Here is a 23,692-nt window from a genome sequence, read left to right on the forward strand (position 1 = left end):
CCTGCCAGACCCAAGGCACGGGATTCGGCCGGAGCAAAGCTCTCCTGCTGCGTTTTCTCCAGAGTGCAGGAAAGCTAGAAGCATGTGCGGAATTATCGGCATTGTCGGCAAGGATGAAGTGGCATCGCGGCTGGTCGAAGGCCTGCGGCGGATGGAATATCGCGGCTATGATTCCGCCGGTGTCTGCACCGTGGATGGCGGACAGCTGATCCGTCGCCGCGCGCCGGGCAAGCTGATGAATCTCGTGGCGGAGCTGGAGGGCAATCCCGCGCCCGGCACGATTGGCATCGCCCACACGCGCTGGGCCACCCATGGCGCGCCGACCACCAGCAACGCTCATCCCCACGCTACGGGCGAAGTGGCGCTGGTGCATAATGGCATCATCGAGAATTTCCGCCCCCTGCGCGAGGAAATGCAGGCACGTGGCCGCCATTTCGAGAGCGAAACCGATACCGAAGTGGTCGCCCATCTCGTTTCGGAAAAGGTCGAGGCAGGCATGGCCCCGGCCGAAGCGGTCAGCGAGGTGCTGCCCCGCCTGCGCGGTGCCTTTGCGCTCGCCATTGCCTTCCGCTCCCACCCCGATCTTCTGATCGGCGCGCGGCTCGGCTCGCCGCTGGTGGTCGGCTATGGCGACGGAGAAACCTATCTCGGATCGGACGCGCTGGCGCTGGCTCCGCTTACCCAGCGTATCTCCTATCTCGACGAGGGGGACTGGGTGGTCATCACGCGTGAAGGCGCGCAGGTGTTCGACAAGGACAACAAACCAGTCGAGCGCGAAATCACTACTTCCGGCGCATCCTCCATCGCCATCGAGAAGGGCAATTACCGCCACTTCATGCAGAAGGAGATCTTCGAGCAGCCGGTGGTGGTGGCGCAAACCCTGCGCAGCTACATCCGCCAGCTGGAACGCAAGGTGGCCCTGCCGCAGATCGACTTCGACCTTTCGGCTGTGAAGCGCGTCACCATCGTGGCCTGCGGCACATCCTATTATGCTGGCATGGTGGCCAAATACTGGTTCGAACGTTTCGCCCGTGTGCCGGTGGACATCGATGTGGCGAGCGAGTTCCGCTATCGCGAGCCGGTACTGGAAAAGGGCGGGCTGGCCCTGTTCATTTCCCAGAGTGGCGAGACGGCGGATACGCTGGCGGCCCTGCGCCACTGCAAGGCGGAAGGCCAGGTCATCGCAGTGGTGGTGAACGTGCCCACCAGTTCCATGGCGCGCGAGGCTGACTTGCTGCTGCCCACCCATGCGGGGCCGGAAATCGGCGTTGCCTCCACCAAGGCCTTCACGTGCCAGTTGGCCGTGCTGGCTGCGCTGGCTGCGCATCTGGCCGTGAAGAAGGGCCGGATGGACCGCGAGGAAGAGGCCGAGGTTGTCGGCCATCTGCTCGAAGCGCCGGCCAGCCTCAATGCCGCGCTTTCCCATGACGAGGAAATCGCCGCCATGGCCCACCTGATCGCACCGGCGCGCGACGTGCTCTATCTCGGGCGCGGGCCGGATTATCCGCTGGCGCTGGAAGGCGCGCTGAAGCTGAAAGAGATCAGCTATATCCACGCCGAAGGCTATGCCTCGGGCGAAATGAAGCATGGCCCCATCGCCCTGATCGACGAGGCAGTGCCGGTGATCGTGCTCGCGCCTTCCGGTCCGCTGTTCGAGAAGACCGTTTCCAACATGCAGGAAGTGCGCGCGCGCGGCGGCAAGATCGTGCTGATCTCCGACGCGAAGGGCCTGGCCGAAGCGGGCGAGGGCTGCCTTGCCACGATCGAGATGCCCGAAGTCCACCCGCTGATCGCGCCGCTGGTCTATGCCGTGCCGGTGCAATTGCTGGCCTATCACACGGCCTGTGTGAAGGGCACGGATGTCGATCAGCCGCGCAATCTGGCCAAATCGGTGACGGTTGAGTGACGCAAGGCCTTGGCGGTTCTCTGCCGCCGAAGTTTACGCTGCGCTAACCATTCCGCGTTATCCCCCGAGGGGTGACGGACTCGCACTCAGATATTCCTCAGCTTCCCTTGAGGTTGAGCAACCTCGCCGTCATTGGCGTGACCCAGCCCCAGGAAGGGAGCTGGGCGAGGTTGCGCGCGCTGCAATATTCGCGGCTCGAAGTGCTTTCGCTCTCCCGTTTTCTCGCCCACGCGATCGCGCTGGTGATCGCGGTCAGCATCTTCTTCGGCAAGGTTTCGCCTCTGCTGCTGGCCGGGTGGTCGGTGGCGTTGGTAGGGGCGCTGTGGAACGCCAGCCGCGTCGATAACGGGCTGCGCGATGTGGATCGCCGGGCCATGACCAAGGGCGAATATGCGGCCCATGCGTTCAGCGTGGCATTGGTCGCTGCGGTATGGGCGGTGCCGTTCTTCCTGTTCGAGCCGCATGGCCCGATGGAAGACCGGCTGGCCTTCTGGGCCATCATGACCATGCTCATCACCGGCACAACGCTGGCCTTTGCCGCCACTCCGCTGGCGACACTTGTCTTTGCGGGTGTGACCGGGGCTGCGGCCATTTTCAGTTTCGCGGTGGATGGCGCGCTCGGTTACGCCGCGCTTGCCGCTTCCTTCTGCGGCCTTGCCATGGGCGGTGCGATCCGCGGTGCGCGTACTTATCTTTCGGCGCGCATTGCCGAAGCTGGCGTTGCGGAAAAGAGTGAGGTCGTCTCGCTGCTGCTGCGCGAATTCGAAGATACGGATGCAGACTGGCTTTGGCAGATTGACACTTCCCGCCGCGTCCGTTCCGCCAGCTCGCGCTTTGTCTATGCATTGGGCAAGGAACTGGACCAGATCGAAGGCAAGAGCTTCATCCAGCTGATCGCAGGTTCGGCTTGGGAGACGGGCCAGTTCCCGCCCAGCCTGCATGACCTGGCCGAACGGCTGAAGCGGCGCGAAAGCTTCTCCGATCTGCTGGTGCAGGTATGCATCGGCAGTTCCAAACGCTGGTGGGAGCTTTCGGGCACTCCGATCATCGACGAGAACGGCACTTTCCACGGCTTCCGCGGCGTGGGTTCGGATGTGACCGAACAGCGCGAAAGCGATGAGAAGATCGCCTATCTTGCCCGCTACGACACGCTGACCGGCTTGCCCAACCGCCTGATGCTGACCGAGGCGCTGAACGAGGCGCTGCGTTATGCCGATCAGTGGCGCACGCGTTGCGCATTCCTGATGATCGATCTCGATCGGTTCAAGGCCGTGAATGATTCGCTGGGCCACCAGGTGGGCGATCAGCTGCTCGCGCAGGTTTCTGCCCGGTTGAAGAGCCTGATGAGCGAGAACGAATTGTGCGGCCGCCTTGGCGGCGATGAATTCGCCATCGTGATCCGCGACGCTTCCGACCGGACGCGCGTGGAAAAGGTCGCTCGCGCAGTGATCGACCATCTTTCTCTGCCTTACGATGTGGATCATCACACGCTGTATGTCGGCGCCAGCGTCGGCTCCGCACTTGGCCCGCGTGACGGGGATTCGGTCGAAACGCTGATGCGCAACGCCGATCTGGCGCTGTATCGCGCCAAGGATGAAGGCGGTTCGGTCCACTGGCCCTATGAGCCTTCGCTCCATGCCGATGCGGAAGAGCGCCGCCAGCTTGAATTCGCGCTGCGCCGCGCGCTGGACCGCAAGGAACTCTATCTCCAGTACCAGCCGGTGGTGGATGCCCGCAGCGAAACTGTGGTCAGCTTCGAGGCGCTGCTGCGCTGGAACAGTGCGGAGCACGGCTTCATCAGCCCGGCCAAGTTCATCCCGCTGGCGGAAGATACCCGCCTGATCGTGTCCATCGGCGACTGGGTGCTGCGCGAGGCCTGCCGCGAGGCGCTGAACTGGCCCGCCCATGTGCGCGTGGCCGTGAACGTCTCGGGCGAACAACTGCTCGATCCGCAATTCTCGGGCAAGGTCGTGGCCGCGCTGGCCGCCACCGGGCTTCCGGCTCACCGGCTGGAAATCGAAGTGACCGAAAGCATTTTCGTACGCGATGGCGCCACGGCCCGCGCCACGCTGGAACAGATCATGGCGCTGGGTTGCTCCATCGCGCTGGACGATTTCGGCACCGGCTATTCCTCGCTCGGCTATCTGCGCAAGCTGCGTTTCTCCACCATCAAGGTGGACCGCAGCTTCGTGCAGGGCGCCGCCAAGGACAATGCTGAAAGCCTGGCGATCATTCGTGCCGTGGTGGCAATGGCCCAGAGCCTCGACATGGCGACGACGGCGGAAGGCGTGGAAACGGCAGAAGAAGCCGCGCTGATCCGCGATCTGGGCTGCACCAAGATCCAGGGCTACTATTTCGGCCGCCCGATGGACGCCGCCGATGCGATCACCCTGTTCCGCACGCTGGCTGCGCGGGGCGCTGCGGCTTGATCCTCCTCACACCCCTCCTCAGAAGAGGAGGGGGAAGAAAGCTTCAGGCTTCCACCAGGCTCCGGATCGCGCTTTCGAACAGCGCGCGGCCATCGCTGCTGCCCAGCACATCTTCGATCGCGCGTTCGGGGTGGGGCATCATGCCCAGCACATTGCCAGCCTCGTTCAGTACGCCGGCAATGTCGCGGGCGGAGCCGTTGACCGTTTCGGCATAGCGGAAGGCCACGCGGCCTTCGCCTTCCAGCCGGTCCAGCGTGGCATCGTCGGCGAAATAATTGCCGTCGTGGTGGGCCACGGGGATGTCGAGGATCTGCCCGGCTTCATAGAAGGAAGTGAACAGCGACTGGCTGTTTTCGACCTTCAGCTTCACCGTGCGGCAAATGAAGTGCTGGCTGGCATTGCGCATCAGGGCGCCGGGCAGCAGGCCGGATTCGGTCAGCACCTGGAAGCCGTTGCACACGCCCAGCACGGGCACGCCGCGCTTTGCGGCAGCGACTACGGACTGCATCACCGGGCTGCGCGCAGCCATTGCGCCGGAGCGCAGATAGTCGCCGTAAGAAAAGCCGCCGGGCAGGGCGATGAAATCGAGATCGGCGGGCAGATCGGCATCGCCGTGCCAAACGCGGATCGCGGGAACGCCGGAGACGGCCTCCAGCGCCACGGCCATGTCACGGTCGCAATTGGAGCCCGGAAAGGTGACTACCGCGCCCCGGAAGCTCATGCCGCCACCCGTTCGATACGGTAATTTTCGATCACCATGTTGGCGAGCAATTGCTTGCACATGGCGTCCAGCGCTTCGTCCGTCACGCTATCATCCACGTCCAGCTCGATTTCGCGACCGGCGCGAACGTCGTTCACGCCCGAGAAGCCGAGGCCTTCCAGCGCGTGATGGATCGCGCGGCCTTGCGGATCGAGCACGCCGGGCTTGAGGCTGACATGGATCCGGACTTTCATGGGCGGCGCCTTTCGCAAATTCGGCTTGATGGACTCGCGCGCCCTATGGCCTCATGGCGCGTTTTCCGCAAGCCGGTGCCGTCATTCCTCCCCGTTCGCGGCTTTCGGGCGCGGCAGGGCAACCACTTCCAGCGCTTGCGCCGGATCGAGATAGCGCTGGGCCATCTGGCGCAGGTCTTCCGCGGTCAGGCTTTCCAGCAGATCCTTCGATCTCAGGAAGCGTTCGATCCGGTCCGGCTCGCTCTGTGCGCGATCGACCAGGCCCATCCAGCCACTATTTGTCTTCAGCGCGTTCTCGATATTCTCCACCATCGGGCGCCGGGCACGCAGCAGCGTATCGTCATCCACCGCAGTGGTGCGCAGCGCAGTGATCGTGGTGACGATGGCCTGCCGTACCGCCTCAAGGTCGGCCGGGTCGATGGAAGCGGCAATGTCGAACGTGCCATAGCCAGTGTAATAGCGAGACTGGCCGGCATTGACCGAAGGCGAATAGGTGCTGCCCAGCTTCTCGCGCAGTTCCTCGGTCAGTTCGATCTGCACCACGGCATCAAGCAGACCGAGAATTGCGCTTTCGCGGGCATCGCTGTCATCGCGGGTGGGCCAGGAAAAGCGGATCATCGCCTGATCCGCCGCGCCGTCATGCCATACGGTGCGTTCGCTCCGGTCAGCAGTGAAGCTGCGGGTGCGGTTCTCGGTATAGGGTCGGAAATCTTCCTCACGTCGGGGCAGGGCGCCCAGCGTGCGGGCAACCATGGCGATGGCCTGATCCTCGTCCAGATCGCCCACCAGCGCCACTTCCAGCGCGCCATGGTTCAGCCTGTCGCTGACATCGGCCTTAAGTCGCTGGAAATCGAGCGCCATGTAATCGGCTTCGGGCCTGATGGTGAAACGCGGGTCGCCATCGGAAACGATGCCGCCCAGCGCATTGCCGAGCGCGCTGGAGGGCGTGGCATCGCGCCCGGCGAAGAAATCGCGCACACCGCGCCGATAACGCTCTACGCCTTGCGGACGATAGCCGGGATCGGCAATGCCAGCCGTCATCAGCTGCAATTGCAGTTCCAGATCGCGCGGAGTGGTGGTGCCCTGCATCTGGAACGTCTCGCCATCGCTGGCGATGCCCATGCCTACGCTTCGGCCCGCCAGGATCGACTGCAGATCGTCATAGCTGTGCTTGCCCAGCCCGCCCAGCGGCAGGCTGGTGATCATACCGGTCGCCAGCGGGTTCTCGCGCGTGTTGAGCATGTCGCCGCCATCAAGGTTGATCTCGAAGCTCACGCGGTCCTTCTTCAGTTCGGTGCGCTTCAGGTTCAGCCGCACGCCATTGGCGAAGCGGATTTCCCGAATGCCGAGCGGCGGGGCGACCTTGTCGGACACGACCGTGCCGGGGGTGCCGAAATCGGTATAGCCGAAGCTGCCAACGTCCAGATCGCTGCGGGCCTCCACCGGGGCGACGGCGGCCTCGTTCCAGGCCGCGCGCAGGGCTTCTGCGCCGCCTTCCGGCTCTACCCGGCCCTGAAAGCGCAGCATGGGATTGTCGAGCGGCAGAGCCTCTGCCTTCACTGCGTCCAGCACCGCTTCGGGCGTGATGCGGGGCAGGGCGGCTTCGAACCGGGCAAGGGTGCTTTGCGGAGTGGTGGGCACGCTGCCATCGCGCAGCAGGGCAATCGCGGCCTCGGTAAAGGTCGAGTTATAGCGGGTTTCCGCCGTCGCCAGCGTGTTTTCCAGCCCGGTGCGCAGATTGGCAATCTGTTCGGCCAGTTCGCCCTCGCTGAAGCCAAAGGCCAGCGCGCGGCGATATTCCTCGACTGCCGCCATCAGGCCTTTGCGCCATTCACCGTCGGCCGAAGCGACCACCAGACTGGTGGTGCGCCCGCTTTCGAACAGATCGCTGGTGCCGAAGAAGGCGTCGCGGAAGGGGGCGTCTTCGCTATTGGCCAGCCGGTCGAACCGGCGGTTGATGATGCCATATCCGATCTGGCGGAGTAGGTTGCGGAACCGGTTTTCGACCGTGTCCGGCTCGTCGATCCATGGGCCGTTGCGGGTGGCGGAAAGGTTCTCCGGCAAGGCTGGGTCGATGAAGATGTCGGTCTGCCCGGCCAGCGTGGTGCTGACCGGCCCGGCGTCCACTTCCTCAGGCGGCTGAGGGGCGGGCGCCCAATCGGAAAAGCGGGATTTGATCTCCTGCTCGACAAGGTCGGGATCGAAATCGCCCACCACGACAATGGCCGAATTCTGCGGCGTATAGATCCGCGAATAGAGGCCGCGCAGGCTGGTGCTGGTTGCCGCGCCGATGGTCTCGGCGGTGCCGATGGGCAGGCGCTTCACGAAGCGCGCGTCGGGATACTGGAAGGCCAGCCGGTCAACCAGATTGCGCAGCGCATAAGTATCGCGCACGCGCTTTTCGGAGAGGATCACGCCCTTTTCATGGTCGATCGCGTCCTGCTCGAACGAAACCTCGCTCGCCGTTTCGCGCATCAGCATCAGGGCAGTGCCCAGCAGGGCCGGATCGTTGCGCGGCAGGTCCAGCTTGTAGAGTGTGACGTCGTAATTGGTGGAAGCGTTGGTATCGGCGCCGAAGGCAAGCCCCTCGCGCTCCAGCAGCTTGTACATCTCGTTGCCGGGCACATGGGTGGAACCGTTGAAGGCCATGTGTTCGATGAAATGGGCATAGCCCAGCTCGTTGTCGTTTTCGGCCAGCGATCCGGCGTCGATCACCAGACGCACTTCGCCCGTGCGCGCAGGGGTGGCGTTGTGGCGGATGACATAGCGCATGCCGTTGGGCAGCACGCCGAAGCGATAGGCAGTGTCGAGCGGTAGGTCGCTATCCTCGAAGGCCCAGACTGGCTTTGGCTTGCTGACTTCCTGGGTCGCCGCAGCGGCCTGCTGCGCGGCTTCGAGGGCCGGGTTGGCAGAGGCGGGAAGGGCAGTGGTTAAGGATAGGGCGGCAATTGCCGTAAGAACTGAACGCATCACACTCCCGTCGCCCCGTTAAGGCCGGGGTAAAGCCAGCTTTTTTTCAGGCCTTGGCGGGCAATTGCCATGGCCTGTCTGGCTCCCTGCGTAGCAGGGGGAACGCGGATGTGAAGTCACATCGCTGAATGATGCGTGAAAGGAGGAAACAAAAACCCCCTCCGGATCGAGAGGGGGGCTTTGTTTTACTTCTTCGGCTTTTCCGTCTTGCCGCGCAGCTTGCGGTGGGCGGAAAGGTCGAACACTTCGCCGGGAGTGCCATCGTCCTGCAGCAGGCCGAGACGGCGGGCTACTTCCTGATAGGCTTCTTCCTCGCCACCCAGGTCGCGGCGGAAGCGGTCCTTGTCCAGCTTTTCGCCGGTGGCCATATCCCACAGGCGGCAGCCGTCGGGGCTGATTTCGTCAGCCAGGATCACACGGCTGTAATCGCCATCCCAGATGCGGCCGAATTCCAGCTTGAAGTCGATCAGGCGGATGTTGATGGCGGCGAACATACCGCACATGAAATCGTTCACCCGGATCGCCATGGCAGAGATGTCCTGCATCTCTTCATTGCTGGCCCAGTTGAAGCAGGCGATGTGTTCTTCGGCCACCATCGGGTCGCCCAGCGCATCGTCCTTGAAGTAATATTCGATCAGGGTGTGGGGCAGGGGCTCGCCCTCTTCCATGCCCAGACGCTTGCAGATCGAACCGGCGGCGACATTGCGCACGACCACTTCGATGGGGATGATTTCAACCTGACGCACCAGCTGCTCGCGCATGTTCAGGCGGCGGATGAAGTGGGTGGGAATGCCGATGTGCGAAAGGCGCGTGAACACATGTTCGCTGATGCGATTGTTGATCACGCCCTTGCCATTGATCGTGCCGCGCTTCTCCGCGTTGAACGCGGTGGCATCGTCCTTGAAGTACTGGATCAGCGTGCCGGGCTCGGGGCCTTCGTAAAGGATCTTGGCCTTGCCTTCGTAGATCTGGCGGCGACGGGTCATCGTTTTCCTCGGAAAAATAGCAAGCCCCGGCACTAGCGAGTCGGTTTGGACTGCCTGGCCGGGGCGATCGGTTCCCTATACGCTCACCGCACCGAAAAGCAATTGTCCGATCCCCCGCGATTGCCTAACGGCGCGAGAGGCCTACCCGGGAACCTGCAGGGAGATTTTCATGGCACGCGCCGAGGCACTGAAGCTGGTCGAAACCTATTATGCTGCCTTCAATTCCGGCGATGGCGAAGGAATGCTCGCCTGTCTGGCCGAGGATGTGGCACATGACATCAACCAGGGTGCCCGCCAGTCCGGCAAGGACGCCTTTCGCGCGTTTCTGGCCCATATGGACCGCTGCTATGCCGAAAAGCTGGCCGACATCGTCATCATGGCGAATGACGAAGGCACGCGTGCCGCGGCGGAGTTCGTGGTGCATGGCGAATATCTGACGACCGACGAGGGCCTGCCAGAAGCGGCGGGCCAGAAATACGTTCTGCCCGCCGGTGCCTTCTTCGAGATTTCAGGCGGGCTGATCGCGCGCGTTACCGTCTATTACAATCTGGAAGACTGGGTCCGGCAGGTCGGGGGATGAGCGTTTCGGTCCGTCCGCTGGCGGGCGATGAGATCGCCGCTCACATCAGCGATCTGGCGGCTTTGCGCATCGCTGTCTTCGCGGCCTATCCCTATCTCTATGACGGGGACGAGGCGTACGAGGTGGAATATCTCAAGGAATTTGCCGCCGCGCCAGATGCGGTGCTGGTCGCCGCCTTTGACGGAGGCCGGGTGATCGGCGCGGCCACGGCTTCGCCGATGTGGGCGCAGAAGCCCGAGTTCCGGCAGGTGTTCGAAGAGAAGGGCATCGACACTTCGAAGCTGTTCTATTTCGGGGAAAGCGTGTTGCTGCCCGAATATCGCGGCCATGGCATCGGCCACGCCTTCTTCGATTATCGCGAGGCGGCGGCGAAGGCGGCCGGGGCCGAACGCGCCTGTTTTGCGGCAGTCGTCCGCCCTGACGATCATCCCGCGCGGCCGGCAGGCTACAGCCCACTCGATCCGTTCTGGCGCAAACGTGGTTACTCGCCGGTGGAAGATTTCGTCACGCATCTTGCGTGGAAGGAGCATGGGGAGGAAACCGAAAGCCTCAAGCCCATGCAATATTGGATGCGCAATCTTTGAGCTTCACGGTCGCAGCCGCCCAATATCCCATCGAACGGCATGATCGCTGGGATTCCTATGTCAGCAAGATCACCGGTTGGGTGAGCTATGCCGCGCGGCGCGGTTCGAAGCTGGCGGTGTTCCCCGAATATGGTTCGATGGAACTCGCCTCGCTCGATGCGGAGACGATGGGCGATCTGGAAGGATCGCTGCGCTTCGTTGCCTCCATGGCGCCGCATGTGGATGCGCTGCATATGGAACTGGCGCGGGAATTCGGGCTGCATATTCTGGCCGCCAGCATCCCGGTTCTGCGTGACGGGCATTATCGCAATGCCGCGCGCCTGTTCACGCCGTCAGGCGCGGTGGGCGTGCAGGAAAAGCTGGTGATGACCCGGTTCGAACGGGAACATTGGGGCGTTCATTCCGGCGGGCCACTGCGCCTGTTTGAAACCGAACTGGGCCGGATCGGGGTGCTGATCTGTTATGACAGCGAATTCCCGCTGCTGGGCCGCGCGCTGGTGGAAGCGGGCGCCGAACTGATCCTTGTGCCCAGCTGCACGGACAGCATGGCCGGATACAACCGCGTGAAGATCGGCGCGATGGCCCGGGCGCTGGAAGGGCAGTGCTACACCGTCCAGTCGCCTACCGTGGGCATGGCGCAATGGTCCCCCGCCGTGGACGAGAACCATGGCGCGGCGGCGGTCTATGGCCCGCCCGACCTTGGCTTTCCCGACGATGGCGTGGTGGTAAGCGGCGAAGTCGATGCCTCTCAATGGGCCTTTGCCGATATCGATCTGCGCCGCGTCGCCAAGGTCCGCCGCGGGGGCGCAGTGTTCAACATGGCCCATTGGGGTGAACAGCCCGGCGCGGTTCCTTTGCCGCCCGTGGAGCGAGTTTTCCTTTAAAAACCAAGGTTTCCGTAGCGTCAATTGACAGGCCGATGGCTTGCCGCCAGAGGGGCGCGCGAAACGCCCGGCCCGGGTTCCGGCCGGATGCGTGGGAGAAAACAACAATGTCGCAGCCGCGCATCTTGGGTGCCGTTTCCCTTTCCACCCTGGCCATTTCGCTGGGCCTCGCAGCCCCGGCCGCCGCCGAAGAGGCCGCCGCGCCGGATAGGGAAGAATCCGTCATCATCGTTTCCGCCAAGGAGCCGGGCGCGGATCAGCTCGATTATGCAGGCAGCGTGGTGGCCATCGATGCGGCGGCCTTGCAGGACCGCAAGGTGCAGGATCTTTCGACGCTGAGCTATGCCAGCCCCAATGTCTCGCTGGACCCAATCGGCACCTTCAAGGGCGTTGCCAATTTCGCCATTCGCGGACTGGGCATCAACAGTTCCATCCCCTCGATCGACCCGGCGGTCGGCCTGTTCGTGGACGGGGTCTATAGCGGCATCAACGCAGGCAGCGTGTTCGACATGCTGGATGTGGAACAGGTGGACGTGCTGCGCGGCCCGCAGGGCGTGGCCTTCGGGCGCAACACCACCGGCGGCGCGGTTCTGGTGAAGACGGCCGATCCTAGCTGGGAATGGGAAGGCCATATGCGCATGGCGCTGGAAGGTCCGGTGGACGAGGGGCGGGGCGATCCGATGCTGACCGCCCGAGCGGTCGTGTCCGGCCCGCTGTCCGACCAGATCGCCATCCGGCTGGGCGTGCTGCACACCAGTGACGGCGGTTATTTCAAGAACCTCTACGATGGCGGCGATCTGGGCGAGGAAGAAACCACCGTGCTGCGCGGCGGCCTTGCCCTGCGCCCGGCTGAGCGCCTGACGCTGACGCTGAAGGGAGAATGGACCAAAAGCTCGGGGCAGGGCGCGGTCAGTCACAATAACGCCCAGCACCCGCGCGACAGCTTCGATATCTCTCTGGACGAGCCGGGCTTCTATCGCAGCGAGGGTGGTTCGGTCACTCTGCGCGGCGAATATGAGCTGGGCGTCGGCAAGCTGACCAACATCTTCGGCTGGCGGAAATACGACCTTTCCACTCGCAACGACATCGATTCCTCGCCCAGTCATTTGTTCCATTCGGACACGGGCACCAGTCAGGAGCAATGGTCGAACGAGCTCTATTACGCGGCGGATTACGGCGCGCTCTCGCTTACGACCGGGGCCTACATCTTCCATCAGGACGTCGGCTATGACGAGGTGCGCGACCTTACCGGCTTCGGCCAGCCGACCAATTCCTATGGCGGCGGACGGCAGGGCCACGATGTCTACGGGCTCTATGGGCAGGCCGATTACGCGCTGACTTCGGCACTTACGCTGACGGCTGGCCTGCGCTGGTCACGCGAGGAAAAGAGCGCGGCGATCACTTATGTCCGCCCGCGCGATGCGTGTTCTGCCATCGAAGCGACTTGCCCCACCAGCGGCGAACGGATCGCGGGCGAGAATAACGGCTTCACCGACAAGCATTCGTGGGACAGCCTTTCGCCCCGTCTCGCGCTGGCCTTCAAGCCTTCGGAAGAAAGCACGCTCTACGCAAGCTGGACGCGCGGCTACCGTTCGGGTGGCTATAATCTGCGCATCACCCAGCCTGCCGCGTTCGAGCAGGTTTCCGCAGAGATTGGCTCGCCCGCTTTCGATGAAGAGAAGGTGGACAGCTATGAGGCCGGGGCCAAGTGGCAATCCGCTGATGGCTTCGCCCGCGTGAACGCGGCAGTCTACTGGACCGAAGTGGACGGGCTGCAGCGCGAGGTGAACGTGCCCAGCCTGACTTCCGGGCTTGCCCAGTCGGTCTACAACACTGCCGATGCGCGCATTCGGGGCGGCGAGGTGGAAGCCCAGATCGCGCCCGCGGTTGGCCTGACCCTGTCGGCCAATCTTGGCTATACCGACGCGCAATATCGCCGGATCTACTTCGATCTCAATTCGGACAATGTGATCGATGCGGCCGACCTCGATCTTGCCCTGCCGCGCGCGCCCAAATGGACCTGGGGCGGCAGCGCCCGTTATGAAGCGGGTCTGGGAAGCATCGGCACGCTGGTGGCCAGCGCCTTCTTCCAGCACCGTGCGGCCTATGCCTATACGGACAACAATTGGGGCTTCAACTCCGCGTCGGACCGGCTGGATGCCAGCCTTGCGTTTAAGCTGGCGGATTCCGATTTCACCATCACCCTTTATGGCCGCAACCTGCTGGACGAGGTCCAGTTCGGGGGCGATACGCAGCTCGGCTTTTCGGGCGGTCCCTATGCGGATGGAAACAACCGGCCCTTCGATCCCAGCCCGGGTTCGGGAACTTTCTCGCCCATCTTCAAGGGCCGCGTGCTGGGGCTGGAACTGGCGGCAGATTTCTAATTGCCCGTCAGGGCAAGTGGACAGTTCGGCCGGGCAGGGGCTAACATGTCGCTTTCACGCGAAAGGGCCTGATGCATGCTCCGCGCCGGAATTCCGCAATGACACGCCGCGAGATGATCGGCATGGCGAGCGTGGGCGTGATCGCGGCAGCGATTGCCGCGCGCTTCGCCTTGTCGGGCGGCATGGGCACTGATGGTAAGAAAGATGCCCCGCCGGGCAACTTCCCGGTGACGCACAGCGATGCGGAATGGCGCGCGATGCTCAGCGCCGAGGCCTATCGGGTGCTGCGCAAGGGCGCGACCGAGGCGCCCTTTACCAGTCCGCTGTTGAAGGAACATCGCAAGGGCACCTTCACCTGCGCTGGATGCGCAACCCCGCTATTCGCTTCGACAACGAAGTATGACAGCCACACCGGCTGGCCGAGCTTCTGGGACGTGCTGCCCGGCGGGATCCTGGAACGTGCCGACTATACGCTGGGCATGTCGCGGACAGAGGTTCTGTGCAAGACTTGCGGCGGCCATCTGGGGCATGTGTTCGATGATGGACCCAAGCCCACCGGCCTGCGTTATTGCATGAACGGGGCTGCATTGAACTTCACGCCGCAGGCGGCATGAACCGCAATTGGGGATAGGGGATTATCATGGCTGAACTTTTCAACGGTGCAGGGCGGGCTATCGCCACGATCATGGGGTTGCTCATGATGGCAATGGGCAGTGTGTGGATTCTGCAGGGGCTGAACATCGCCTTCCTCGACAGCTTCATGGCGAATGACAAGCAATGGGTGCTGTGGGGCGGGCTGCTGGCACTGGCGGGCCTGATCCAGGCAGTGTGGAGCAATACGCGCGCCGGCTATTACAAGCGTCGCTGATCCGACAGAGCACATGCTTTAAGTGCGCGCGTCGAATTCGGCGCGCGCCGCTTCCACCTTCCCGATGTTCGCCTCTGCCCAGGTCCACACACCGCAAAAGGCGTAGCTGAGCGAGTGGCCCAACTGAGTCAGCCTGTATTCCACCTTTGGTGGGATCACCGGGTGGACAGTGCGCTTCACAAGCCCGTCCCGCTCCATCTGGCGCAGGGTCTGCGTCAGCATCTTCTGGCTGATCCCTTCCACCTTGCGGCCGATCTCGGTGAAGCGCTGCTCGCCGTGGTCTTCGAGGACTTCGAGGATCAGCAGGGTCCATTTATCGGCCACGCGGCCGATCATGTCATGCACCAGCCGTTCCAGCGCCGGGTCGACCTCTGGCGCCATTTCCTGTGCTAATTGCTCGCTCATCCGCTGAAATCCTTACGCTCTCTTTCGAGTAAGTATAAATCTTTCTGGTGCCTTCTTTCAAATGGAGAGTTTGCGCGTAACTCTGACCGGCAACAAAAGGAGGTTTTCATGAAACTCACGGGCAACACCATTCTCGTCACCGGCGGCGGCTCGGGCATCGGGCAGGGGCTGGCGTGGAAATTCCACGATCTGGGCAACACTGTGATTGTCGCCGGGCGCAGGGCATCGGCGCTGGCCGATACGGTGGCCGGGCGAGACAACATGCATACGCTGGAGCTGGACGTAGCCGATCCGGCATCGGTTGCCGCTGCACTGGAAGTGCTGGCGCGCGATTACCCGCAGCTCAACATGCTGATCCATTCCGCCGGGATCATGACCCATCACGAACTGGGCAGCGGCGGCGATGTCGATACGGCGGCGCAGATCATCGACATCAATCTGATGGGTACGATCCGCGTGGTGGAGGGACTGATCCCGCAGCTGGAAGGCAAGGAGGATGCGGTGATCTGCACCGTTTCATCCGGTCTGGCCTTCATTCCCCTGCCTTCCACTCCCGCCTACAGCGCCAGTAAGGCGGCGGTGCATTCCTACACCGTCTCCCTGCGCCACCGGCTGAAGGGCAAGGCGGAAGTGATCGAGATCGCACCGCCCGCAGTGCAGACCGGCCTGACACCCGGACAGGAAAGCCGGCAAGGTTTCATGCCGCTTCCGGCCTATCTGGACGAGACGATGGAGAACTTCGCCAAGGTTCCCACGCCGCAGGAAAACCTTGTCGGCAATGTCCTGCCGCTGCGCAATGCCGATCGGGACGGCAAGGTTGAGGAAATGCTGGCGATGTTTGAATCGCTCGGCATCCTGTAAGCCTTACCGGGCGAGGAGCGCCTTGATTCCTTCAAGCTCCTCGCCCGCCTCATAGGCGCGGGCGCGGTCGGTGAAGAAATCGCCCAGCCCGTGCCAGATGGCGGCAGCAGGTGTATCGTCGGGCGCCAGAAAGCCGGCGATTTCGTGCATCTCCGCATCCCAGCGATAGGCGCGCGGATACATGGTGGGGATGGCTCCGCGCTGGCGGCCCATCAGCCATTCCATGCTGATGCCCATTTCCTTGAGCAAATCCTCATCCGCGCCGTGGCGCTCAGCGGCCAGCAGCATGGCGGTGACAAGGCCCATCACGCCCTTGTTGATCCCGCCATAACACATCTTGAGCGCGGAGGCTGCGCCTAGCGGCCCCTCCAGCACCCGCGTGTCCAGCCCGAAAGGATTGATCGTGGCGGCGACTTCCCCGGCACCGTCGCCGCAGACATAGAGGCGCGGGCCGTCGTAATTGTCGGCAGGCGGAAAACCGATGATCGCGCCGTCGACCATCCGCCCGCCCAGTTCCTTCACTCGGGCAGCCATGCGGTGCTTGGTCTCCGGACTGAGCGCATTGGCGTCGCAGAACAGCGGCGCATTCGCCTGCGCGAAGACAGGGGCGAGGGTTTCGACGACGGCTTCGGCCTGGGCAGGGGGCACGATCGACAGGATCAGATCGGCGCTGGCGATTTCGTCCAGCGTAGCCTCTTCCATTCCCGCAGCCGCAGCCCGCTCGCGCGTTGCAGCACTCCGGCCGTCCAGCAGGGTAGGGACGATGCAGCCATTGTCGTGAAGGCGGCGGGCCACGCCGGAGCCCATGGCCCCGGCACCGATGATCGCGATTTTTGTCATAGGCAAACTCCCTAACGGCTCGCGCGCCGGAGTCACTACCGCCAGTGTGAATCTTCGGATAGGCTGACCCTATGAGTGGCCTTGAAAATCCCGCAAAATTCGCCCGGCTCTGGACCGCCGCATGGAACGCGCACGATGTCGATGCCGTACTGGACCTGTTTCATGACGATGTGGTGTTCACATCCCCGCTTGCCGCGCGAGTGGTGCCCGAAAGCGGCGGCGTGATCCGCGGCAAGGATGCCCTGCGCGATTACTGGACCGCTGCCCTTGCGGAGCGGCCGGGCCTGCAATTCGAACTGACGGGTATTCAGGCCGGGATCGACAGCCTGCTGATCGTCTTCCGCCATCCCGGTGGGCCGGAACGGGTGGACTTGCTGCGCCTGCGCGACGGGCTGGCCTTCGAAGGGCATGGCACCTATCCGGTGCCGCTCGGCTGATCAGGCGACCGCCTGACCGGGCGGGGTGCCCCATGCGCGCTCTTCACCCACCCATGGCACGTTGCCTTCGATCCACAGATCGACATCCACGCTCTTGAAGCGCCATTCGCCATCGGCTTCCTTCGCGGCCAGCGTATCCCAGGTGCCCATGCCGAAAACGCGGTTTTCGTGTGTGACGACATCGTGCTGCAGGATTGACCAGAAGGCCTTGATCCGCACGCCATCGGCGCCTTCCGGGCTCATCAATACGGCACTGAAACGATGCTGGCGGCCCAGATAGTGATTGGGCCGGTCATACCATAGCGAATCCGTTGCCCGCTTCAGCCCGTCGCGCCCCACGCACTTGCCCTGCGGCCAATGCGCCAGCCAGCCATCTTCGGCGAAGGTGGCGGCATATCCATCGAAGTCCCCGGTATCGAGTGCCCAGCAATAGCGGGCCATCAGTTCCTCGATCTCAACACGGTCTTCCAGCGGCACTCTCGGCTTCATCACGCGCTCTCCCCAGCGGCTTTGTTTGCGGTGATGCTGCGCGCGGGAAGGCGACTTGGCAAGGTGGGGCGTGCCGATTGTCAGCGTTAAGCCCATGCCGCCAGACCTCAGACCTGGCAGGTGATCGCGGTGGAGACAATTGACGTCCAGGCCGTTCGGTTCGAGCGTCCGGGTTTCCTTGAGCAATTGCAGCGCATGGCTTTAGCCACCGAACCAGATGGGCTATCCGGGCACCTTGCAAGAGAGCACGCCCAGCTTCATCGCAGCCCCGTCATGGAAGACCCTTGGGGGCGATCGCATAGGCTTTGCCGGTCTGCCCGGCGCCTTGGTCTGTTTGCTGCGACCGCGCATTTCACAGGAGATGTGCGCCCAATTATCGTTCACGGCCTTACCATCCAGGGACATGCCGGCAACTCGGTGCCATTCGGTTGGCGAGTACCGCGGCGACATGCAAAAGCGCTGATTTTTCGGGAGATGCCGGAAGGCTGTGCACTTTCTGTGACGGTCTGACCTGCGATGACCCGTGCATCTGCCGCTCCGGACCGAGCCTTGGAGTGTGGCGCCGCCGCCTCTCTCATGTAGGGTAAAGGCACCACGTCCGGCTGCCTTTGAGCAATCTGCCGGGCCGCCGCGCTGCCGCATGCAGTGACTCTGCCGATCCAGCCTCGATGCCGTTGGATCACAGGTGCCCCTGGTACCGACATTGCAGGGAACGGAAAGGAGCAGGGCCATGCCCGATCCCTTCGTGAAGGGAACAATCCAAGCCGCTACGGTGCCAGAGACAATCGTCTCGCGGCAGGAGCAGGCTCGCCTTGCGTGGAGGCTGGCATGTCCCGGATACTGACAGGCCTGCCCTTCTGGCTTCAGCCCGTGGCCATCGTCGTACTGGCCTTGTTTGCGGCCTTTCTCTTGCATTGGGCGCTGTTCGCCGTGCTTGGCCGGGCCGTGCGCCATTCGGAATGGGGCGCATCGGATATTGCCATGAGAGGGCTTCGCAAGTCGGCCCGGTGGGTGATGCTCGCACTGGCCGTGTCGCTGGTGCAGCCGGCTCTTCCGCTGCCACCGGAAACGGCGGTCATTTGGCGGCAGATCGAGCGGCTGGTGGTGCCCGCCCTTTTCGGCTGGCTGGTGATCGCAGTGATTGGCTGGGCATTCAGCATCGTGCAGGCGCGAACCGATATTTCCGCGCCCGACAATCTCTCTGCCCGCCGCAGAAGCACCCGGGCGCATATCCTTTACCGTGTGCTGGTCTTCGTGATCGCGCTGGGCACTTTCTGCATCATCCTGATGGGCATCCCCGCTGTGCGCAATGTCGGGGTAACCCTGATCGCCTCGGCGGGGCTGGCTGGCCTGGCGGTGGGCGCAGCCGCCCAGCCTGCTCTGAAGAACCTCGTGGCGGGCATCCAGATGGCTTTCACCGAGCCGATCCGCATGGACGATGTGGTCATCATCGACGGGGAATGGGGCCGGATCGAGGAAATCCGCCTCACCTTCGTGATAATCCGCATTTGGGACGAACGCAGGCTGGTGGTCCCCATTTCCCGTTTTCTCGAAGACAGCTTCCAGAACTGGACCCGCACAACCAGCCAGATACTGGGCACGGCATTCCTCCATGTCGATCCTGCCACTGACGTGCCGCAGCTGCGCGCGAAGCTGCAGGAAATCGTGGCAGCGAACGACAAATGGGACGGCCGCGTTGTGGGTCTGCAAGTCACCGAGACTGCGCCCGATCATATCGAACTCAGAGCATTGGTAAGTGCTGCCGATGCCGGAAAGGCCTTCGACCTGCGGTGTGACGTCCGCGAAGCCATGATGGCTTACATCCGCGACGAGATGCCGGATGCGCTCATGCGCAAGCGCGGCGAATTCCTGCTCGACCGGCGGCGCGGAGATAAGGGGGAGATGCAGATGTACAGCCCAACATGCTGAAATGGTTATTTATCCCGCCAGAAGGGCAGCCCGCCGTGCGTCAACGCGCCTCTCGGAACGACGGGAGTGCTCGGGCGCTGAGGAATTGTCTTGTCCGAAAGAAAATCCGGAGCAGACCCGATGATCTACATGAAGGCGCTGTACCCGCCGTTGTCCCGTCCAGGCCGGGAAGGCCTGCCATCCTCGATAGTCCGCTGGAAATCCCGTCATGAGCGGTGAACTAACGGCTCAGCCTGTGCCGGATGCGCCGGCCATACCCCAACTTGCCCCCTTCATTCCGCGCCACGATGAAATCAGCCTGTTGCTGGATTTCGACGGAACGCTGGTCCCCATCGCGGAGACACCGGAAGCGGTGTTGATCGACCAGCAGCTGATTTCTTTGCTGGAACGGCTCGCGACGAAGCTTGACGGCAGGCTGGCGGTGATCAGCGGGCGCGACGGCCTTTGGCTTGAGCGTCACTTCGGCAGGACTGGCGCGATATTGGTCGGCAATCATGGCGCCGAATTTCTCGACGATCCGCAGCCCCGCCCAAGCTCGCTTGATAGTGTTTCAGGTCAGTTGCTCGCCTTTGCAGCCACGCATCCGGGGGTGCTGGTGGAGGAAAAGCGCTTCGGCATCGCGCTGCATTTCCGGCAAGCGCCCGAAGCAGGCGCGGCCTGTGTCGCCATGGCGCAGGCCATTGCGGAAGAATGCGGCCTCAACCTGCAGACTGGAAAAGCAGTGATCGAATTGCGTGCTGCCGGAAGTGACAAGGGCACTGCCGTTCGCGCCGTGATGGAGCGTGTGGCGCGCACCGGGCCTCAACCCGTCTTCGTGGGCGATGACGACACGGACGAAGCGGCATTCAGCGTAGTTGCCGAACTGGGTGGTTTCGGTGTCCTCGTCGGCAATCCGCGGCCCAGTGCGGCGCGCTTCCGGTTGGGCGATGTTTCTCAGGTACGTAACTGGCTGACAGGCATATGCGATCCGAACGACCGAACCTGAACCTCTGGCCGATCGGGAACTGCCAGGTTTCCGCATTGATCGACGATGCCGGCAGGTTCGTGTGGGCTTGCGTACCCAGAGTGGATGGAGAGCCATTGTTTTCCGCGCTGCTCGATGGGGAAGAGCCAAAGGCCGGCTTCTGGGACATCGCGCTGGAAGGCTGCGTCGAAACGAGCATCTCCTACCTTCGGAATACGCCCATATTGCTTACCCGCCACCGCGACGAAGCGGGCAATGCCATCGAAGTGGTCGATTTCTGCCCGGACTATCCGCAGGATGCCGGTCTTTACCGGCCGATGGCCTTTGCACGCATAGTCCGCCCGGTCCACGGCTCGCCGCGCATCCGCGTCCGCCTGCGCCCTGCAGGCGGATGGGGGCGCCCCGCAGACATCGTTAGGGGAAGCGGCAATTACCTGCGCTTCGGCACTGGCGATGCCGAACTGCGCCTTACGACTTCGGCCCCCATCGGCTTGGTGCAGGAAGAGCGGGCGTTCCGGCTGGAACGTCCGACGCATTTCTTCCTGGGTCCAGACGAACCCTTCCTGCAGGAGATTGGCAGCGCGCTGGACGCGATGCTGCAAAAGACCATGCAGTCCTGGCAGAGCTGGGTACGCGGCCTTGCGATCCCGCTCGAATGGCAGAGTGCGGTCATCCGCGCGGCGATCACGCTGAAGCTGTGCCAGCATGCGGAAACCGGGGCGATCGTCGCGGCACTGACCACTTCGATCCCCGAACATGCCGGATCGGAGCGAAACTGGGATTACCGGTTTTGCTGGATACGAGACGCCTATTACACGGTTCAGGCGCTCAACCGGCTGGGGGCGCTGGACATTCTGGAGGGCTATCTGGCCTTCCTGCGCAACATCGTGGATGCCGCGCGCGGCGGCCATATCCAGCCGCTTTACGGTGTGCTCGGCGAAGCGGAGCTTGAAGAACGCATCGTGCCCGAACTTGCCGGCTATCGCGGCATTGGGCCGGTGCGGATCGGCAATCAGGCAGCCCGGCAGATTCAGCACGATGCCTATGGCCAGATTGTGCTGTCAAGTGCGCAGGCATTCTTCGATGAACGGCTGTTCCGCCCGGCGGGGGAGGAAGATTTCCTGGCGCTGGAACGGGTCGGCCAGCGCGCGTGGGAGAATTACGACCAGCCGGACTCCGGCCTCTGGGAGCTGCGCAACAGCCAGACTGTCCATACCTATTCTTCGGTGATGTGCTGGGCCGCCTGCGACAGGCTGGCCAATGTCGCTGCCGCATTGGGCAAGCCAGGCCGGGCGAGACTGTGGCAGCAGCGGGCAGACCGCATTCGCGCTCATGTCGAGCAGGCGACCTGGCGACCGCAAAGCCGGATATTCTCGGCTTCGTTCGAGGGCGATCAGATTGATGCCAGTGTGCTGCAACTGCTCGATCTGCGATTCATTCGCCCTGATGACGAACGCTTCCTTGCCACCATCGACACGATGGAGAAGGAACTGCGGCGCGGGTCGCACATGCTCCGATATGCCTCGGAAGACGATTTCGGCCTGCCGCAGACGGCGTTCAACGTCTGCACCTTCTGGCTGATCGAGGCATTGCACCTGACCGGACGTTCGGAAGAGGCGCGCGGACTGTTCGAGAGCATATTGGCGCAACGCACCCCCTCGGGCCTGCTGTCCGAAGACATCGACCCATACACGGGCGAGCTGTGGGGGAATTTCCCGCAAACCTATTCTCTGGTGGGCATCATCAACTGCGCGATGCTGCTCAGCCGATCATGGAGTACAATCCGATGAGCCGACTGATCGCCATTTCCAACCGTGTCAGCGCCGGCGGCGGATCGCATGGCGGGCTGGCCGTTGCGCTGACCGCCGCGCTTAATTCCTATGGCGGCATCTGGTTCGGCTGGTCCGGCGAAGTGATCGACAGTTTCTCCGGGCAGGTGAACCTGAGCCGCGAAAACGGTCTGACCACTGCCACGGTCGATCTGGAGGAGCAGGACGTCGAGGAGTATTACGACGGCTATGCCAACCGCACGCTGTGGCCGCTGCTGCATTATCGCGTCGATCTGGCGGAATATGAGCGCAGCTTTGCCGATGGCTATCACCGGGTGAACGAGCGCTTGGCCCAGACCGTCGTCCCCCTGATCGAGCCGGAGGATCTCGTCTGGATACAGGACTTTCACCTGATCCCGCTCGGTTCGCGCCTGCGGCAGGCCGGCATCGAAAACCGTATCGGCTTCTATCTCCACACCCCGTGGCCGCCGCGTCGGCTACTGACCACCTTGCCGGAAGCGACGGAACTGGTCGAGAACATGTTCGATTATGATGTGGTGGGCTTCCAGACGCGGGAATGGCTGGAGACATTCTGCGAATATGCGGTCCACGAAATGGGTGCGCGGATCGAGGATGACGTGCTGCATCGGGCGGGAAGGGCGGTGCGCCTCCTCGTCTGCCCGGTGGGCATTGATGCGGACGGCTTCGCGCAGGCGGCGTGCGGTGAGGCGGCACAGGCAGCGATGGCGAGGGTAGATGCCAGTCTGGTCGGGCGCGCCCTGATCGTTGGTGTGGACCGTCTCGACTACTCCAAGGGCCTGGAAGAGCGCTTCCTTGGTTATGAGCGGTTTCTCGCCAGTCACCAGAATGCATGGAACAGGGTGGTGCTGCTCCAGATCGCGCCGCCGTCGCGTGCAGGGGTTGCGAGCTACCAGCGGATCAGGGCAAGCCTTGAACAGCAGGCCGGCCGGATCAATGGCGCCTATGCGGATCTGGACTGGGTGCCGATCCGCTATGTGAATCAGGGATACGGGCATGACATGCTGGCAGGGGTTTACCGGGCCAGTCGGGTTTGCCTGGTTACGCCGCTGCGAGATGGGATGAACCTCGTCGCCAAGGAATATGTCGCGGCACAGGATCCGGCTGATCCCGGCGTGCTGATCCTTTCCCGCTTCGCCGGCGCGGCAGAGCAAATGCAGGGCGCCATCCTCGTGAACCCCTACAGCGCGGAAGAAATCGCTGACGCGCTGGAACGTGCGCTGGCGATGCCTTTGGCCGAGCGGCAGGAGCGGTGGGGCACCATGATGGAGCAATTGCGCGAACAGAACGTCTTCTGGTGGCTGGAAACCTTCCACGAGGCATTGAGCGCCGCGCCCCAGCGGGATGAAGAGCCACGGCACCCGGACGGGATCGCCGCAGAGTGACCGGCGGGCGTGATGCAGGGGTGCCAGGC

Annotated in this window: 21 protein-coding genes; 14 read left to right on the forward strand and 7 right to left on the reverse strand. The window is 63.2% G+C overall.

Going from position 1 to position 23,692, the window contains the following annotated elements:
* The first annotated feature begins 82 nt into the window (after positions 1 to 82).
* The gene (gene glmS, locus SZ64_RS02070) at positions 83 to 1,906 is read left to right on the forward strand and encodes a glutamine--fructose-6-phosphate transaminase (isomerizing) (RefSeq protein WP_054529307.1); all 1,824 of its coding nucleotides are present in this window, start codon (positions 83 to 85) and stop codon (positions 1,904 to 1,906) included.
* A gap of 137 nt (positions 1,907 to 2,043) precedes the next feature.
* Positions 2,044 to 4,335 (forward strand): EAL domain-containing protein, encoded by a 2,292-nt coding sequence (locus tag SZ64_RS02075; RefSeq protein ID WP_241772963.1) that lies wholly within the window; start codon positions 2,044 to 2,046, stop codon positions 4,333 to 4,335.
* A 43-nt stretch (positions 4,336 to 4,378) separates the two neighbouring features.
* Here SZ64_RS02075 and purQ read toward each other — a convergent pair whose 3' ends face one another.
* The 4 genes from purQ to purC all read right to left on the reverse strand — a co-directional run bounded on the left by purQ (position 4,379) and on the right by purC (position 9,245).
* Positions 4,379 to 5,056 (reverse strand): phosphoribosylformylglycinamidine synthase subunit PurQ, encoded by a 678-nt coding sequence (gene purQ / locus SZ64_RS02080; RefSeq protein ID WP_054529309.1) that lies wholly within the window; start codon positions 5,054 to 5,056, stop codon positions 4,379 to 4,381.
* Positions 5,053 to 5,289 (reverse strand): phosphoribosylformylglycinamidine synthase subunit PurS, encoded by a 237-nt coding sequence (purS, locus tag SZ64_RS02085; protein WP_054529310.1) that lies wholly within the window; start codon positions 5,287 to 5,289, stop codon positions 5,053 to 5,055. The genes purQ and purS overlap by 4 nt, the downstream gene beginning before the upstream one ends.
* An 81-nt stretch (positions 5,290 to 5,370) precedes the next feature.
* Positions 5,371 to 8,259, reverse strand: coding sequence for a M16 family metallopeptidase (locus SZ64_RS02090; RefSeq protein ID WP_054529311.1), 2,889 nt, complete (start codon positions 8,257 to 8,259; stop codon positions 5,371 to 5,373).
* A 185-nt stretch (positions 8,260 to 8,444) separates the two neighbouring features.
* Positions 8,445 to 9,245 carry a phosphoribosylaminoimidazolesuccinocarboxamide synthase gene (gene purC, locus SZ64_RS02095; RefSeq protein WP_054529312.1) on the reverse strand — a complete coding sequence of 267 codons (801 nt, stop codon included), beginning with the start codon at positions 9,243 to 9,245 and terminating at the stop codon, positions 8,445 to 8,447.
* Between the two features lie 169 nt (positions 9,246 to 9,414).
* Between purC and SZ64_RS02100 the strand changes: the two genes are divergently transcribed.
* The 6 genes from SZ64_RS02100 (at position 9,415) to SZ64_RS02125 (ending at position 14,545) form a co-directional block, all read left to right on the forward strand.
* A complete protein-coding gene (locus tag SZ64_RS02100; RefSeq protein WP_054529313.1) occupies positions 9,415 to 9,825 on the forward strand; it encodes a ketosteroid isomerase-related protein in 411 nt (136 codons plus the stop codon).
* Entirely contained in the window at positions 9,822 to 10,409 is a 588-nt protein-coding gene (locus SZ64_RS02105; RefSeq protein ID WP_054529314.1) for a GNAT family N-acetyltransferase, read from the forward strand. The genes SZ64_RS02100 and SZ64_RS02105 overlap by 4 nt, the downstream gene beginning before the upstream one ends.
* On the forward strand, positions 10,406 to 11,293 hold the full coding sequence (locus SZ64_RS02110; protein ID WP_054529315.1) for a carbon-nitrogen hydrolase family protein: 888 nt from the start codon (positions 10,406 to 10,408) through the stop codon (positions 11,291 to 11,293). The genes SZ64_RS02105 and SZ64_RS02110 overlap by 4 nt, the downstream gene beginning before the upstream one ends.
* A 107-nt stretch (positions 11,294 to 11,400) precedes the next feature.
* Positions 11,401 to 13,677, forward strand: coding sequence for a TonB-dependent receptor (locus tag SZ64_RS02115; protein ID WP_054529316.1), 2,277 nt, complete (start codon positions 11,401 to 11,403; stop codon positions 13,675 to 13,677).
* Positions 13,678 to 13,859: 182 nt separating this feature from the next.
* Complete coding sequence (gene msrB / locus SZ64_RS02120) at positions 13,860 to 14,291, forward strand: peptide-methionine (R)-S-oxide reductase MsrB (protein WP_241773083.1); 432 nt, start codon at positions 13,860 to 13,862, stop codon at positions 14,289 to 14,291.
* Positions 14,292 to 14,317: 26 nt separating this feature from the next.
* Complete coding sequence (locus tag SZ64_RS02125; protein ID WP_054529318.1) at positions 14,318 to 14,545, forward strand: hypothetical protein; 228 nt, start codon at positions 14,318 to 14,320, stop codon at positions 14,543 to 14,545.
* Positions 14,546 to 14,563: 18 nt separating this feature from the next.
* On the opposite strand, the gene SZ64_RS02130 is transcribed toward SZ64_RS02125, so the two are convergent.
* Positions 14,564 to 14,950 (reverse strand): helix-turn-helix domain-containing protein, encoded by a 387-nt coding sequence (locus SZ64_RS02130; RefSeq protein ID WP_054529319.1) that lies wholly within the window; start codon positions 14,948 to 14,950, stop codon positions 14,564 to 14,566.
* A gap of 108 nt (positions 14,951 to 15,058) precedes the next feature.
* On the opposite strand from SZ64_RS02130, the gene SZ64_RS02135 reads away from it, so the two are divergent.
* Positions 15,059 to 15,811, forward strand: coding sequence for an SDR family NAD(P)-dependent oxidoreductase (locus tag SZ64_RS02135; RefSeq protein WP_054529320.1), 753 nt, complete (start codon positions 15,059 to 15,061; stop codon positions 15,809 to 15,811).
* Between the two features lie 3 nt (positions 15,812 to 15,814).
* On the opposite strand, the gene SZ64_RS02140 is transcribed toward SZ64_RS02135, so the two are convergent.
* A complete protein-coding gene (locus tag SZ64_RS02140; RefSeq protein ID WP_054529321.1) occupies positions 15,815 to 16,651 on the reverse strand; it encodes an NAD(P)-dependent oxidoreductase in 837 nt (278 codons plus the stop codon).
* A 71-nt stretch (positions 16,652 to 16,722) separates the two neighbouring features.
* On the opposite strand from SZ64_RS02140, the gene SZ64_RS02145 reads away from it, so the two are divergent.
* Positions 16,723 to 17,088, forward strand: a complete 366-nt coding sequence (locus SZ64_RS02145; RefSeq protein ID WP_054529322.1) for a nuclear transport factor 2 family protein — start codon at positions 16,723 to 16,725, stop codon at positions 17,086 to 17,088.
* Here the strand turns inward: SZ64_RS02145 and SZ64_RS02150 are convergent, their stop codons facing one another.
* Positions 17,089 to 17,577 carry a nuclear transport factor 2 family protein gene (locus SZ64_RS02150; RefSeq protein WP_054529323.1) on the reverse strand — a complete coding sequence of 163 codons (489 nt, stop codon included), beginning with the start codon at positions 17,575 to 17,577 and terminating at the stop codon, positions 17,089 to 17,091.
* 828 nt (positions 17,578 to 18,405) lie between these two features.
* On the opposite strand from SZ64_RS02150, the gene SZ64_RS02160 reads away from it, so the two are divergent.
* The 4 genes from SZ64_RS02160 (at position 18,406) to SZ64_RS02175 (ending at position 23,663) form a co-directional block, all read left to right on the forward strand.
* Complete coding sequence (locus tag SZ64_RS02160) at positions 18,406 to 19,506, forward strand: mechanosensitive ion channel domain-containing protein (RefSeq protein WP_054529325.1); 1,101 nt, start codon at positions 18,406 to 18,408, stop codon at positions 19,504 to 19,506.
* Positions 19,507 to 19,714: 208 nt separating this feature from the next.
* Positions 19,715 to 20,491, forward strand: a complete 777-nt coding sequence (gene otsB / locus SZ64_RS02165; protein WP_054529326.1) for a trehalose-phosphatase — start codon at positions 19,715 to 19,717, stop codon at positions 20,489 to 20,491.
* Complete coding sequence (locus SZ64_RS02170) at positions 20,467 to 22,260, forward strand: glycoside hydrolase family 15 protein (protein WP_054529327.1); 1,794 nt, start codon at positions 20,467 to 20,469, stop codon at positions 22,258 to 22,260. Before otsB ends, SZ64_RS02170 begins: the two co-directional genes overlap by 25 nt.
* Positions 22,257 to 23,663: a trehalose-6-phosphate synthase gene (locus tag SZ64_RS02175; protein WP_054529328.1), complete on the forward strand. Its 1,407-nt coding sequence runs from the start codon at positions 22,257 to 22,259 to the stop codon at positions 23,661 to 23,663. The genes SZ64_RS02170 and SZ64_RS02175 overlap by 4 nt, the downstream gene beginning before the upstream one ends.
* Positions 23,664 to 23,692 lie beyond the last annotated feature (29 nt).

It is taken from the genome of Erythrobacter sp. SG61-1L, from assembly GCF_001305965.1.
Lineage (GTDB): Bacteria > Pseudomonadota > Alphaproteobacteria > Sphingomonadales > Sphingomonadaceae > Andeanibacterium.